General features: G+C 42.0%; 13 protein-coding genes. All 13 read left to right on the plus strand.

All coding sequences use genetic code 11. From position 1 onward, the window contains the following. The 13 genes from MHB37_RS06730 (at position 1) to MHB37_RS06790 (ending at position 15,752) form a co-directional block, all read left to right on the plus strand. Complete coding sequence (locus MHB37_RS06730; protein ID WP_076125408.1) at positions 1-231, plus strand: hypothetical protein; 231 nt, start codon at positions 1-3, stop codon at positions 229-231. 239 nt (positions 232-470) lie between these two features. Beyond that, entirely contained in the window at positions 471-2,030 is a 1,560-nt protein-coding gene (locus MHB37_RS06735) for a response regulator (RefSeq protein ID WP_076305474.1), read from the plus strand. Then, on the plus strand, positions 2,027-3,817 hold the full coding sequence (locus tag MHB37_RS06740) for a sensor histidine kinase (protein ID WP_076192957.1): 1,791 nt from the start codon (positions 2,027-2,029) through the stop codon (positions 3,815-3,817). The genes MHB37_RS06735 and MHB37_RS06740 overlap by 4 nt, the downstream gene beginning before the upstream one ends. Positions 3,818-4,001: 184 nt before the next feature. Next, positions 4,002-5,303, plus strand: a complete 1,302-nt coding sequence (locus MHB37_RS06745) for an ABC transporter substrate-binding protein (RefSeq protein ID WP_076125404.1) — start codon at positions 4,002-4,004, stop codon at positions 5,301-5,303. Positions 5,304-5,531: 228 nt separating this feature from the next. Continuing rightward, entirely contained in the window at positions 5,532-6,344 is an 813-nt protein-coding gene (locus MHB37_RS06750) for a carbohydrate ABC transporter permease (RefSeq protein ID WP_232061505.1), read from the plus strand. Further along, positions 6,344-7,165, plus strand: a complete 822-nt coding sequence (locus MHB37_RS06755) for a carbohydrate ABC transporter permease (protein ID WP_076185385.1) — start codon at positions 6,344-6,346, stop codon at positions 7,163-7,165. Before MHB37_RS06750 ends, MHB37_RS06755 begins: the two co-directional genes overlap by 1 nt. 37 nt (positions 7,166-7,202) lie before the next feature. Beyond that, on the plus strand, positions 7,203-10,274 hold the full coding sequence (locus tag MHB37_RS06760; RefSeq protein WP_405169065.1) for a glycoside hydrolase family 2 TIM barrel-domain containing protein: 3,072 nt from the start codon (positions 7,203-7,205) through the stop codon (positions 10,272-10,274). Between the two features lie 158 nt (positions 10,275-10,432). Then, positions 10,433-11,143, plus strand: coding sequence for a lantibiotic protection ABC transporter ATP-binding protein (locus MHB37_RS06765; RefSeq protein ID WP_076185383.1), 711 nt, complete (start codon positions 10,433-10,435; stop codon positions 11,141-11,143). Beyond that, positions 11,140-11,886 carry a lantibiotic immunity ABC transporter MutE/EpiE family permease subunit gene (locus MHB37_RS06770; RefSeq protein WP_405169066.1) on the plus strand — a complete coding sequence of 249 codons (747 nt, stop codon included), beginning with the start codon at positions 11,140-11,142 and terminating at the stop codon, positions 11,884-11,886. Before MHB37_RS06765 ends, MHB37_RS06770 begins: the two co-directional genes overlap by 4 nt. A 2-nt stretch (positions 11,887-11,888) precedes the next feature. Beyond that, positions 11,889-12,650: a lantibiotic immunity ABC transporter MutG family permease subunit gene (locus MHB37_RS06775; protein ID WP_076125394.1), complete on the plus strand. Its 762-nt coding sequence runs from the start codon at positions 11,889-11,891 to the stop codon at positions 12,648-12,650. A gap of 15 nt (positions 12,651-12,665) precedes the next feature. Continuing rightward, the gene (locus tag MHB37_RS06780) at positions 12,666-13,325 is read left to right on the plus strand and encodes a response regulator transcription factor (protein WP_076305473.1); all 660 of its coding nucleotides are present in this window, start codon (positions 12,666-12,668) and stop codon (positions 13,323-13,325) included. A 101-nt stretch (positions 13,326-13,426) separates the two neighbouring features. After that, the gene (locus MHB37_RS06785; RefSeq protein WP_405169067.1) at positions 13,427-14,689 is read left to right on the plus strand and encodes an ATP-binding protein; all 1,263 of its coding nucleotides are present in this window, start codon (positions 13,427-13,429) and stop codon (positions 14,687-14,689) included. A gap of 289 nt (positions 14,690-14,978) precedes the next feature. After that, positions 14,979-15,752, plus strand: a complete 774-nt coding sequence (locus MHB37_RS06790; RefSeq protein WP_405169068.1) for an SDR family NAD(P)-dependent oxidoreductase — start codon at positions 14,979-14,981, stop codon at positions 15,750-15,752. Positions 15,753-15,758 lie beyond the last annotated feature (6 nt).

Genomic DNA, 15,758 nt, shown 5'->3' on the forward strand with positions numbered 1-15,758 from the left:
ATGCTAGTACTGTTATTCTCGGTGATTGCTGTAGGTTGTATGGCACTTGATTTGCCTAAATTAATGCGAAAGCGCCGAGTGCGTGATCTTAGCGTATATTTTATTTTTTGGATTTTGGGTCTTGGTGCGACCTTCTGCTCGTTGTTAAAATTGAACATCCCCAGTCCGCTGTTTCTTATTATTTTTATCTATAAGCCAATAAATAATTTATTTGGATTATTGTTTCATTAACAAAGAAGCTGCAAATATCGCAGCTTTTTTTGTTGCATCATCTAGAAGTTTTTTCCTTAAATTTAAGAATATTTCATGGGATGAAAAATGAGAGGTTGACCATATTTGTCAGTGGGGCATATGATTTGGAATGAACAATTTTTAAGTAAGCTTACGGCTTTACTTGTCTAGAAGCTTGCTCCTTGTTGGATGTATTGTATACTAACAAATGGAAAGAAAACGGTTACAAGGGGGAAGAAATGAAACCAATATTCAAAATTATGATTGTTGATGACGAGATGCTAGTAAGACAAGGAATCAAACATCTTTTGGATTGGGAGAATGAAGGGTATCGAATTGTTGGTGAGGCTGCTAACGGTCTTGAAGCACTAAATATGATGGATGAGGTCAGCCCACATATCATCATTACAGATATTGTTATGCCAATAATGGGCGGAGAGAAACTGGTTAAGATTGTTAAGGAGAAATACCCTCATATTGAAGTAATCGTCTTAAGTAGTTTCAGTGAATACGATTATGTCCGATCCACATTTCAAAGTGGGGTAGCGGACTACATTCTGAAGCCAAAGCTGGAAGCTGATTATTTGTTATCCATCCTAAATAAAACCACTGCTAAATTGGTAGGGATGGAGATGTCCGATCAAGGAACGGAACCTGGCGAAAAGCAAATTTTGCTAGTTATCGAGAAGCTTATGACCGGATATGAGTCTGGGATTGAACATGCTTTGCTTCATGCGAAGTTTCCACACCCACTATTCGCTTTCTTCGGAGCGGATATGAGACATATTAAAGATTCTGGGGATAGGTTAACTTTCACACAGAAAATAGAAAAAGGGCTTAGTACGCTCCCTTTGGGTGATACAGTGTCTATTCGGTTGAAGTTTGTCAATGATTCAGTTATTTATTTGCTTAATGCAAACCCGGAACAGTGGGACGAGCTTGTTATAGAGCTTCGATATCTGGTCTCGGAAATGGATCATTGGGCGAGAGAAACACATTTCGTTATCAGCCAAAGCTTTACGGATTTTAATAAGCTGGGAGAGATTTATCGAGACAATTATTTAAAGCTTACACGATACAGTTTCTACTTGCCGGATCGAAGCTTAATTGAAAACGATCATTTGCCCAGCCTTCCGAGAGCCTATCAGGAATATGATATGGGCGAATTAATGGAACAACTGAAACGTAAGCAATACCAGAAGGCATTTACTGGATTTCTGGAATATGTTCATCTCCGTTCGATGGATTATCGGACCGATATTTTCGAATTCAAATCGTTATTGGGGAATTTCATATTTAACGTAGCGACCACACTTGGAAAAATGAAGTACGAGACTGGAGGCTTGGAGGCATCCAAATACGATTTCTTTCGAAAAATAGATGAAGCGATGTATGCCGGAGACGCAATCGCTGTTGCTGAAGCCTTTATTCGCGAAGCTGAACGTGCGATTGGTGAGACGAACCTAACGACCAATCCCAATATGACCCGATTGCTTGAATACATTCAGACTCATTACGCTGATCCCATCACGTTGACTGGGGTTGCACGGCAGTTTCATTTCAACGCTTCTTATTTATCGAGCCATTTCACTGCTCAGAATGGTGAAGGATTTAATGAATATTTGAATAAGGTCCGGTTGGAGAAAGCCATGGAGTTACTCGTGACGACGGAAAAAACAATTTCTGATATCAGCGCTAGTGTGGGGTATTCGGATCAGAGTTATTTTACTAAAGTGTTTAAGAAACAGGCTGGTATTTCTCCGAGCCAGTACCGAAGACGGGACGTAGAGCGACCATGATTGGAACTATCATTAACAAGATTAGAAAGCAGGGCCTATTTCTTAAGCTTTTTCTTGTGACCCTCATAAGCATTGTTGCTGTATCCCTGCTGACTTTGTCTATTACCATCCGTATGTCAGAAAATTTATTCTTAAAGACCTTCAGCATAACGAATGGCAAACTACTAAATCAGATGAAGACAAACTTGGAGTCCTACAACAACGTTGTAGCTACGGGTGCTACAATGACAGCTCAGAAAGGTGCCATCCGCAGCTATTTGTCTGGGGGAGAGACGGATTCATTGACACTCGCTATCAAAACCTACCAGATGACAGAAAGCATGCGGGCAGTCCGCTCCAACCTAAGTGCTTTTGATGTGGGGATTATGATTGTAGGTGCGAATGGCAGAAGTTACTCAACTGACCCTTGGTATTGGTCTGCTACTGCTGAAGAATTGAAGAACCACCCGATTACGAAAGCGACAGTGGCTCATCCGCAGCAAATTCTGTACCAGCTTTATCAAAAAGAGGATGGTCAAACCCATAAGAAAGAGATCATGTTAGTGGCTTCTAAAGCTCTATTTGATCATTCGACCGGCAGTATCTATGGCACTATGTACATTGCAATTCGTGATAGCGATTTCAAGGCCTTCTATGCCAATTTTACGAGTGAAGGTAATGATGTTGTGTTGCTGAATGCAAAAGGGCAAATCGTATCCAGCAACAGGACAGAGCTGATTGGACTGAACGATCAACAGCTGCTTCAAGAAGTAGTTGACGAACAGAGCACAGGAGACAATGGAGAATCTGTCTATGTGATGGGGAATGAACGGGTAGTATTCTCGGAATACTTGCCTGAATTTGATGTTTATTTGGTGAATCTGATCGATAAAAAAGCTGTGACCGGGCAGATGGTTAATGCCAAAGCAGTGTCGTTGACGATCATGGCTATCGTAGCCATTTCGCTTATTATTGTATTTTTAATTACAAGGAAAATGACGAAGTCCCTGCGTGTACTCGTTGAACAGATGTCGAGTATTCCTAAGGGGGGATTCGATAACCACGTGGATGTCGCTACTAGTAGTTATGAAGTTAAGGAGCTAGGCAATGCCTTTAATTTTATGCTTGATTCCCTACATGATTATGTTGATCGGTTGATGGAGACCCAGAAGCAGCAGCGTAATGCGGAGCTGGCCGCTCTTCAAATGCAGATCAATCCCCATTTTTTATACAATACACTGGCTTCTATCAAATTTCTGGTGCAACAGGGCAACAAAGAAAAAGCAGCTGGCACGATAAATTCGCTAATCTCACTCCTGCAAAATACTGTCAGTGATGTTCAATCCACTATACCTGTTAGTCAGGAATTAGAATCGCTGAAGCATTATGTATATATCAATCATGTAAGGTACGGTGAGAAGATCCGCGTGAATTATTTTGTGGAGCCTGAAAGCTTGGATTATCATATGCCAAAGCTAATTCTGCAGCCTTTTATCGAAAATGCGTTCTTTCATGCATTCAATCTTAAAGATGAGGGAAGAATTCTAATCATGATCGCCGTTCAGGAAGATCAGCTTGTATGCGAAGTTGTAGATAATGGTGACGGGATGGACCTTGATCCTAATTTTCTGAAAGAAGAACAGTTGCCAGCCTCGAAGCACAAACGCCAATTGTTCTCCGGGATCGGTATACGGAATGTTGATGACAGAATCAAATTGCTGTACGGAGAGAGTTACGGTATTAACATTACAAGCAAACGAAATGAAGGTACGAAGATCATAATTACGCTTCCATTGTTAAAAGGCTAAAAAATTTACAAAAATCTAAAATTAGTACCAGCGTCGATCTCAGAGGGAAAATAGAATCCAATAATAACACCAAAGCTAACAAAGATACTGCCAAAGAAAGCGAATACAAAATGATAATATGGAATTGTAGCAGAGAAAACGCTTCCATCTTTATTATTTTACAGATTAACAAGGGGGTTACGAAGTGAAAAAATTATTATCCGTGATGCTGGCTAGTGTGGTTCTACTTTCGGCATGTTCCTCAGGTGGAACGAAAAACGAAACGGGCAACTCCGGAAGCGAAGGTAGCAGTAAGCCACAAGAAATCACAGTTTGGGCTTGGGACCCAGCGTTTAACATTGCAGCCATGAATGTTGCCAAAGAAGCTTATGCGAAAGTCAATCCAGACATAACGGTAAACGTCGTAGAGAACGCGCAGGCTGATATCGTGCAAAAGCTGAACACAGGGCTGAACTCTGGATCTACGAAGGGTCTTCCTAACATTGTATTGATCGAGGATTACCGTGCGCAAAGCTTTTTACAAGCGTATCCGGATTCCTTTTATGAATTGACTGATGTTGTAAAAGCCGCTGATTTTGCGGATTATAAGATTGGCCCGACCAGTGTTGACGGCAAGCAATACGGTGTTCCGTTTGATTCTGGTGTGACTGGAATGTATGTACGGACAGACTATCTTGAGCAAGCAGGCTACAGCCTGGATGCACTACAGGATATCGACTGGAAGCAATATATCGAGATCGGTAAAGCTGTAAAAGAAAAAACCGGCAAAAGCATGATCACACTGGATCCCAATGATCTTGGACTTATCCGGGTCATGATTCAATCGGCGGGTGCATGGTATACGGGTGAAGACGGTCAGACTCCGACCATTGCAGACAACGCTGCTTTGAAAGAGGCACTTGTATTGTACAAAGAAATGATGGATTCCGGCATCGTGAAAGTTAACTCAGACTGGAGCCAATTTGTAGGCGCATTTAATAGCGGTGAAGTGGCAACCGTGCCGACGGGTAACTGGATTACCCCTTCAATTAAAGCCGAAGCTTCCCAATCCGGTAAGTGGGCAGTAGCTCCACTTCCTAAGCTGGCAGCAACAGCAGGCTCCGTCCATGCATCTAACCTTGGGGGCAGCTCCTGGTATGTAATGAATGTAGATGGTAAAGAAGCCGCTGCGGAGTTCCTTGCAAAAACATTTGCTTCTGATGCTGATTTGTATCAGACGTTGAATACAAAAGTTGGTGTTATCGGCACTTTAAAAGCTGCGGCAAGCGGAGAAGCTTATTCAGCAGCGGATGAATTTTTCAAAGGTCAAAAGGTTGTATCAGATTTTGCGGCATGGACCGAGCAAATTCCTAACGTCAACTACGGCATGAACACTTACGCAATAGAGGACATTATGGTTGTAGCAGTGCAATCTTATCTTGGTGGAAAAGATGTAGATACTGTTCTGAAAGATGCCCAGAAGCAAGCAGATACCCAAGTTCGCTAATCACACTTAGGCTGTACAATCTAAGCCCTTGCTTCTACTTCTCCTGTAAATTGGATTTCTACAGAAGGATGGGTAGCAGGGGCTTTCATCTCTAATAAATCAGACAGAAGGGTGTGAAGTGGAGTGGAAAATGTAAAGCCAGGGCTAAGCTCTCAAAGACATAAAAGCTCTAAGGGTCAACGGCAGATCCATCTGACAGGTTGGTTATTCGTTATTGTGCCGGTAATTATGATCAGTATTTTCTATTTCTATCCAATGATTCAAGCCTTAATTCTATCCTTCAAGACAGGTAGAGGCAACAATCTTCATTTTACCGGCCTTGATAACTATATTCGGCTGTTTAGCGACACCACTTTCCTTACAGCCGTCAAAAACACTTTTATTTACTTGATTATTCAGGTCCCAGTTATGCTGGTGCTGGCGCTCTTTATCGCTGTGCTGCTAAATGACGAAAGACTGAAATTTAAAGGGTTTTTCAGAACGGCCATATTTCTGCCAACGGTAACTTCACTTGTAGCCTACTCCGTTGTTTTCAAGTACATGTTTGGAGCCGAAGGTATCGTCAATAAATTTCTGGTGAATCTGCATCTAATCAGCGAACCGATTCAATGGATTACTGACCCCTTCTGGGCCAAAGTCACTATCATTATCGCTATCACTTGGCGCTTTACTGGCTATAATATGATTTTCTATTTGTCCTCACTGCAAAATGTCGACAAATCAATATATGAGGCTGCTCATATAGATGGTGCGAGTGCATTTACACAATTTTTCAAAATTACAATTCCCCTATTGAAGCCGATTATCTTGTTCACGACGATCACATCGACCATTGGTACCCTTCAGTTGTTTGACGAGGTGGTTAACATCACGAAAGGTGGACCCGGCAATGCAACCATGTCGATTTCCCAATATATTTATAACCTTTCCTTTGAATACACACCTAACTTTGGATACGCTGCAACCGTCTCCTATTCGATTGTTGTAATGGTGCTCATTCTGACGCTTATTCAGAACAAAGTAGGAGGGGATAAGAGATAATGAAAACCAAACGCATGTTTACTTACGTTTTTCTAATCATCGCTGCGCTGATCTCTATCTTTCCATTTATCTGGATGGTTATAAGCGCCACGAACCAGTCGGTTGATGTAACCAAAGGAACATTGTTGCCGGGTGCACATTTAGTGAAAAATATAAACAATCTATTTAGTTCAGTGGATATGTGGCAGGCTCTCTGGAACTCTGCAAAAATCTCTGTGGTGACTACTGTGCTTTCACTGCTAGTCGCATCGGCGGCTGGATATGGTTTTGAAATGTACCGCAGCCGGAGTAAAGATATCGTATTCAATATTTTACTTGCTTCAATGATGATTCCATTTGCGGCGATCATGGTACCTCTATTTCAAATGTTCGCAAAAGTATCTAGTGTAGTGCCTTTTCTGGGCATCGATACAGCATCGGCGGTCATTCTTCCGACATTTACAACAGCATTTTTAATTTTCTTCTTTCGTCAAAGTACAAAAATGTTTCCTAAGGATATGATGGAGGCTGGGCGCATCGATGGTCTTTCGGAATTTGGTTTGTTCTTCCGCATTTATATGCCAACGATGAAATCAACTTACGCCGCCGCAGCGATTATCACATTTTTAAACAGCTGGAACAATTATCTGTGGCCTTTGATCGTATTGCAATCACCAGAAAATATGACTGTGCCTCTTCTTATCTCGAATCTAGGCTCAGGTTATGCCCCTGACTATGGTCTGATCATGTCTGCGATTGTCATTACAACCTTGCCGACAGCACTAGTGTTTTTCATGATGCAAAAGCAATTTGTAGCTGGGATGACAGGTTCGGTTAAATAAGTTAGCGATCATGTTATGAATAGAGGAGGAAATATAGATGAAGCAGCAGGTTGAACGAAACCTCACTCCAAGTCTGGAATGGTTATCAGACCCTTCCATTTATGCAATAGGCAGAGTGCACGCGCATTCTGACCATCGATATTACCAAACGAAAAATGAAGCCGAAGCGCTTGGAGAAATGCCCTGGCGCCACAGCCTGAACGGCAGCTGGAAATTTAGCTATGCCCAAAATGCCATGGAACGACAGGTTCATTTTTATAAGGAGAACGTGTCTTGCAGAGGCTGGAAGGATATTAAAGTTCCCGGTCATATCCAACTTCAGGGTTATGGACAGCCACAGTACGTGAATACGATGTATCCATGGGACGGTCATGAGCATCTTAGACCTCCAATGATCTCTGAGGACCACAATCCTGTAGGCAGCTATGTCAAATATCTTGAAGTTCCTGCGGGCTGGGAGCAACGTCCGGTGTATATATCTTTTCAAGGAGTTGAATCGGCTTTTTATATATGGCTAAACGGGGAATTTGTTGGCTATAGCGAAGATAGCTTTACACCGAGTGAATTTGATTTAACATCGTACTTGACGGAAGGTGAAAATAAGCTGGCGGTCGAAGTCTATCAGCGCAGCACGGGGAGTTGGTTGGAGGATCAGGACTTCTGGCGCTTTTCGGGAATCTTTCGTGAGGTGTATCTATACACCGTGCCGGATGTTCATGTGCGGGATCTCCACGTTCAAACCGATTTGGATGAAAAGTTTGAGCAAGGAACGCTGACGGCTGTCATGCAATTGATAGGTAATTCTGCCTCAAAAGTGCTCCTTGAGCTAAAGGATAGAGCAGGTAATCTTGTAGCTAGTGGGGAAAGTGAAGTTTCAGGAGATTCCCTTTCGCTTACGCTTGCGGCAACAAAGGTGCAGCTGTGGAGCGCAGAAGCTCCTAATCTGTATACCCTTTACGTCTCTGTTTACAACGCATCCGGGGATCTTGTAGAAGTTGTGCCGCAAAAAATTGGTTTTCGGAAATTCGAAATGATAGATAAGATTATGCACTTAAACGGCAAACGTATTGTATTTAAAGGCGTCAACCGACATGAGTTTAATCCGCGCTTTGGACGCAGCATTACAAAAGAAGATATGCTATGGGACATAAAAACCTTAAAGCAGGCGAACATCAACGCTGTGCGGACCTCGCACTATCCGAATATGACGCTCTGGTATGAGTTGTGTGATGAATACGGAGTCTATGTCATTGACGAGATGAATTTAGAGTCGCATGGATCATGGCAGAAAATGGGGGCAGTTGAGCCGTCTTGGAACATCCCCGGCAATAAGCCTGAATGGCAGGATATCGTGATGGATCGTGCGATTTCCATGGTAGAGAGAGACAAAAACCATCCCTCCATTCTAATTTGGTCCTGTGGGAACGAATCTTTTGCAGGAGAAGTAATTCTGAACGTAGCCAATTATTTTCGAGAGAAGGATCCTACTCGTTTGGTTCATTATGAAGGGGTGTTCCATAACCGTGAATATGATGATTCGAGCGATATGGAAAGCCGCATGTATGCGAAAGCAGCAGATATCGAAAGGTATTTAACAGAAGATCCGTTAAAGCCATATATTAGCTGTGAATACATGCATGCGATGGGTAATTCCGTCGGGGGACTGCATAAATACACAGAGCTAGAGCAGAAGTATCCAATGTATCAGGGTGGATTTATCTGGGATTATATGGATCAGGTGATTATAAAAAATGATCGATACGGTAAGCCCTTCATGGCTTATGGAGGAGACTTTGATGACCGTTCAACCGATTACAACTTCTCCGGTAACGGAATTGTGTATGCGGATCGGAGATGGTCGCCAAAAATGCAGGAAGTGAAATTTCTGTATCAGAACGTCAAGCTGCTCCCGGACAGTCAGGGTTTTACAATCAGAAATGAAAACTTATTTGTGGGCTTGGATGCTTATGAATTACAATACGCTCTGAACTATGAGGGTAGGGTCATCCAGCGTGGAACTGTATTCGCTCAGGTTAATCCAGGCGAGGAAAAATATGTAGAAGTTGATCTACCCGATATCAAGAATCAGTCTGGCGAGTATAGCTTGGATGTTTCACTTGTCCTGAAGGAAGATTCATTATGGGCGAATAGCGGTTATGAAATCGCTTTTGGCCAGCATGTTTTTCAAGTGGCCAATACGTCAGCCGAGGAGTCTTTAACAGATGCTAAAATAACATCTGTCGTGAATGATTTTCGCGTGGTTGAAGGAGATGTGAATATTGGTGTACATGGTCGTGACTTCTCCGTAATGTTCTCAAAGCAGGCGGGTACATTAATTTCTGTTAAATATTCAGGACAGGAAATGATCTCTTCACCGCCGGCACCACTCTTCTGGAGAGCAATGACAGACAATGATAAGGGGGCAGGAATGCATTTCGACTCTTCCCCTTGGTATGCAGCAAGCTTGACCCGTAGAACGTTAAGCTTCGAGCTCGTGGAGGAGAAAGATCGTGCGACCGTGACTTACGTGTATAAGCTTAGTGTATTAGAGGAGGTACGTGTACGTGTAACTTACACAGTGTTCTCCGATGGAAGCATACAGGTGAAATCAAGCTACCATGGAGCAGCGGGTTTACCAAAGCTTCCACTCTTCGCTTTAAGCTTTAAGGTGCCAGCGGATTATCACCAGCTGAATTGGTATGCAAATGGGCCGGAAGAAAATTATATCGACCGTGCGTGTGGAGCAAGATTGTGTCGCTTCCAGAATCATGCGGTGGATAATGTGTCGTCCTATTTGGTGCCGCAGGAATCGGGCAACCGCACAGGTGTGCGCGAAGTATCCATTAAGAACGATTATGGTCAAGGCATTATAATATCGGCACCAGCTACAGCCCCTGTTGAAGCCAATATCTCGCCTTACTCGGCAATGGAGCTGGAGAATGCGACACATCATTATGAGCTGCCGAACGTTCACTATACCGTTGTTACCATTGCTGGACGTCAAATGGGCGTAGGCGGGGATGACAGCTGGGGAGCTCCAGTTCTTGATGAATATCAAATCAATCCATCCTTAGATATGGATTTTGAATTTACAATTCGCAGAGCATGATGATAAAAATTCAACAGGCTCGGTTCAACGTTAAATTTGAACCGAGCTTTTTTTTATGCTCGTTATAATCCCGTATAATTTGAGCTCAGTAAAACCTTATAAAGTCCTTAGATTTGCTATATATGATCAACGTATAGCAAATGAGAGGATGATATAGGATGGGAGAATATATTTTACAAACTAATAATTTATGCAAGAATTTTAGGGGGCAGTGTGCGGTTAATGATATCAGCATAACCGTAAAAACTAATTCGATTTATGGAATGCTAGGCCCAAACGGCGCAGGTAAATCGACGACCCTAAAAATGATAACAGGGATTCTTCGAGCGACGTCAGGACAAATTTTATTTGACGGTCATCCATGGACACGTAAGGATTTACTACACATTGGAGCGCTGATTGAGTCCCCGCCACTTTACGGGAATTTGACTGCTGCCCAAAATTTGAAGGTACATACGACAATATTAAACTTACCGGATTCTCGGATTCGGGAAGTTCTTGAAATTGTTGATTTAACAACAACAGGCAAAAAAAGAGCGGGACAATTCTCTATGGGCATGAAGCAACGTCTCGGGATTGCGATCGCCTTGTTAAATCAACCTAGACTCTTGATTCTGGATGAACCGACAAATGGGCTTGATCCCATTGGGATTCAGGAATTACGTGAGCTTATACGCTCATTTCCTGCACAAGGGATTACAGTCATTTTATCGAGTCATATTCTACATGAGGTGGAGCAAATTGCCGATCATATTGGAATCATTAGTAATGGTGTTCTAGGGTATCAGAATGCAATATATCCTGGTGATGATTTGGAGAAATTGTTCATGGAAGTCGTGACTCGGAACAGACAGGAGGTAACAAGATGATCCACTATCTGTTATCCGAAAATCTTAAATTCAAACGAACATTTTCGCGAAAATTGATTGTTGCGGTGCCACTGTTTTTTCTTCTATTTTCATTTTTCACACAACAGAACCTGCAAACGGAAGACCACTATTTTATGGAAATGGTATTTAATTGGTGGCCGCTGTTATTCATGACCATAGGATCTGCTTTGTTGTCTACACTATCGAATAACAAGGATCGTAAGGCTGGAGGGTACCGTAGCTTAAGCAGTCATGGAATTAGTATCGCTAAACTTTGGCTCAGTAAAATAATTGTAGTGTCATATTATTTGCTGCTGTCTTCGCTGCTCCTTATTGCAGTAATGTACCTATCTGGTCTTTTGTTTCCTTTGGGTGCAGCACCCTTATCTGAAATTACAACAGCCGCTATTGTTGTTTGGTTGACCTCTTTGGGGATGATTCCAATCTATCTATTCTTAGCCGAACAATTTGGGGCGGTAGTATCTATTCTTGCAGGTCTGTTTGGGATGATTGTGGGTGTACTAGCGGCGGATCAACCTTCATGGATTTATGTTCCGTGGAGTTGGGCTTTAAGGTTAATGTGTCCCATTGTTGGTGTGCGTCCCAATGGTGTGGCTCTTTCAGCACAGGATGCTCTAAGAGACTCTTCGGTTATTTTACCTGGAATTGTGGTGTCGCTGGTATTCTTTTTGGTGACCCTCACCTTAACTAGCTGCTGGTTTAGTAGAAGAGAGGTGCGATAGAGATGGTGATACTCCGACTATTACAAGCTGAATGGTTGATGACTAAGCACACTGCAATTCGTTGGTTGATATTCCTTGTTCCTGTTCTATATCCGATGATGATACTTTGGTATTTTTCACAGCGTGCGGATCAGCTTCACATCTATGATGGTTATTTTTCATTACTAGCCTTTGGGTTGCCTGTTGGGATAGGATTATTCTCTGCTTTAATGAGTGGTTTAGAGGAGGGGGCAGGGGGATTCTATAATCTATTAAGTGCTCTTTCACGTCCGAAGTGTTATATAAGAAAACTAGGGTTCATAATCTTGGCGATGATATGGATCGTATTCGGTTCAACATCAATTCTAATACTGGGCATGAAAAAAATTTTACATATAGAGCGGATACAATATCTAATATTCTGGCAAGGAGCTTGTTGGGTAGTAGGCACTGCTCTAATCTTAATGATCTTTCATCTCATCTTAAGTTATGCTGGAGGCATGGGACTTTCTCTAACGGTGGGTAGTGCAGGTACGCTAATTGCAGCTATCGTAGGTGGAACAATTGTAGGCGATAAAGTGTGGTTATACATACCGTGGGCCTGGTCGATGCGGATGATTCAACTTCCCTTATTTTATGCTCAACCCAACGGGCTCATTGAAACGGAAGTATTGAAGCTGCAACTTATTCATTCCGTACCTGCTATACTTATTAGTACAATGGTAATGGCAGTGTTAGGCTTGATATGGTTTCATTACTTTCAGGGTAGGAAATCATATGAATAAATAGGAGTGAGGTCACTGGCTAATATTTTAATAATAGATGATGAACCTGATATTTTGGCGCTAGTAAATAATATTCTCAGCAAAGATCACCATAGGGTTACGGTAAAAACAAGTGCACGACATATGCCTTTGAACGAGTACTCGACATTTGATTTAATTCTGTTGGACGTGATGATGCCAGATATCGATGGTTTTGAGCTCTGTACTCAAATCAGGGATATCGTAGACTGTCCGATTCTGTTTCTTACAGCTAAATCAATGGAAACGGATATTATGTTTGGACTTAGTGTAGGTGCAGACGACTATATCGTGAAGCCTTTTCGTGCAGGCGAGTTGAAGGCTCGGGTGAACGCTCATTTGCGGCGTGAAAATCGAGAGAAAAATCATATGTTAAGCGCATCGGGAGTGAAATTCAATCTCTCGGCAAAGGAGATTTTTGTTGATAAAGAGAAAATAAATCTCACTAAAAGTGAATATCAGATATGTGAATTTCTTGCTAGAAATAAAGGTCAGGTTTTTTCCAAAGAACAAATTTATGAATCGGTTTATGGCTATGACAGAGAAAGCGATAGCTCAACTATTACAGAACATGTGAAAAATATCCGCAGTAAGCTGAGTGCGAGGGAGGTTTCACCGATTGAAACCGTTTGGGGGATAGGTTACAAATGGGTGTGAAACGAATACGGCTCCGTACAGTCTTCATTCAATATTTATTATCATTAGGTGCGTGTACTCTATTATTGGCATTTCTGTGTTTAGGGGTATTTACTCTCTTAATGCAGTATGGAATGATTGTTCCAGCAAACCATACCGAGCAATCCATTGCAAAGTCTTGGGATGTTTTGCAGCGTGCGCCACAAATTACGGAAGAAATGATCCCTTGGGGAGCGGAATATGCGGTATTGGATCAGCAAAAGAACTATATTTCAGGAAATATTCCTAAAGAACGCGCTCTAGATATATTGCAGAAGAATCAAAGCAGTTGCAATCTCATGGGTACAAACTGCAGCGATGTGATTGAGCGGGAGCATGAGGTTATCGTACTGCAATATGCAATTGTACCGCAGTTCACCTCAAATTTTCTGCATAACACGCTGCCTAATCCGCAATTAACGCTATTGCTGTTTTTTGTAGTTCTGATGTTACTGGAAGTTATTCTGATTTCTGGATTTTTCGCTCGAAGACTGAGTCAAAAAATGGCTTCCTTGCAGGAAGCTGCACATCACATTGAAGCTAAAAATTTGGATTTTACTGTCGTGTATTCTGGGGTCAGTGAAATTGATGAGGTGCTATCATCCCTGGAACAGCTGAGAGAGGAATTGAAAAAGTCACTAGAACAGCAATGGAATCTGGAACAAATGAAAAAAGAGCAGATTTCTGCGCTTGCCCACGACATTAAGACTCCTCTTACGATTATTCAAGGAAATGCAGATTTGCTGATAGACTCAGATTTAGCAGAGAATCAGCAAGAATATATAGGGTATATTTCCAAAAATGCAGATCAAATCGAACAATACATGGCAACACTCATTGAGATTTCTAATACAAGAAAACAAATTTCTCCCCGCTCTAAATGGGTTGCAACGGATGCCTTTATCCAGCAAATTCGTATGCAGTTAGATGCGTTGGTTGTCCCTAAGCGTCTTCAGATAGAATTTCACCAGGACAATAATCTGCCCCCTGAGGTGTTGATTGACGATGAGCTACTTCATCGGGCTGTGATGAATGTACTCGCTAATGCGGTAGAGTATTCCCCGTATGAGAGTGTGATTTATTTGCAGGTTGAGGCAAAACAAGATCGGTGGAGTATAACGGTAACAGACAGTGGATCAGGATTTACGAGTGAAGGACTCCAATCAGCACTTAAGCAGTTTTATCAAGGGGACAGTAGCCGTACCTCCAAAAGTCACTATGGATTGGGACTTTACATTGCCGACACCATTGTCAGGCAGCATCAGGGCAGTCTGCATATTAGCAATTCTCCCCTGACGGGTGGAGGTCAAGTTCGAATCGACGTCCCAGTTCGTGGAGTTAGGTAGAGGTTTATTACACCTCTTAGAATAACATTGGATAAAACTTCTGGTTTATCTGATGAAATTCTAAGGGGTGTATTTTTTATGACGATCAAAACCAAATTCTCAATTGTTGGAAAAGTAGATTAAAATATTGATTGCTATATACAATTAAATACAATAAAGTTGTCATATAGAGGATAATTTTGTCGATTTTTCTGCAAAAATGTTCCAATCCGCATTGTATCAGGTGACATTAGGGTCTATGAGGTTCAAATCCTCTTCCTGAAAAAGACATAAGAAAGTGGTGCGCATAATGAGTAGCAACAGATTTGAAAACAAAGTAGTTATTATTACGGGTGCTGGTACCGGAATCGGAAAAGCTACAGCATTGAGAGTAGCAAGAGAGGGTGGTACTGTAGTAGTGGCCAATCGATCAGATGCTGGCGCTAACACAGTCGAAGAAATCAAAGCTTTAGGTGGAGAAGCGCTGTTTGTGCGGTCAGACGTTTCAGTTGAAGCAGACTGCAAAAATATCGTAGATCAAACCTTGGAAGCTTATGGAAAGATTGATTGCCTTTATAATAACTCAGCAATTACAGGAGATAATGCGGATGTTACAGAATATGATCCGATATTGTTTCAAAAGGTGATTCAGACAAATCTTAATGGCCAATTCTACATGTTGCATTATGCATTACCACATATGAAATCCGGTGCTTCCGTTCTAAACTGTTCCTCCTTGCATGGTATTTTTATTGGGATGGCAAATGATGCAGCTTATTCAGCAAGTAAACACGCCATTGTGGGCATGACTAAATCGGTTGCTAAAGAAGTGGGTCACCGTAATATCAGAGTAAATGCTATTTGCCCTGGTCCTATTCCTACACCAACCATGAACAGATACGAAAAGCTGTTGTCTGATGATGTAGAGATGCTTCAATCTCTTATCGCTTCTGGAACGGCTTTGGGCAGATATGGTACGCCTGAGGAAGTAGCTGCTTTTGCATGTTTCCTTCTAAGTGATGAGGCTTCATTTATTACAGGTACAGCACATGTGATTGACGGGGGCTACTCCGCAACTAAGTAATTAGAC

It is taken from the genome of Paenibacillus sp. FSL H3-0286 (assembly GCF_045040705.1).
In the GTDB taxonomy this organism is placed as follows: domain Bacteria; phylum Bacillota; class Bacilli; order Paenibacillales; family Paenibacillaceae; genus Paenibacillus_AQ; species Paenibacillus_AQ odorifer.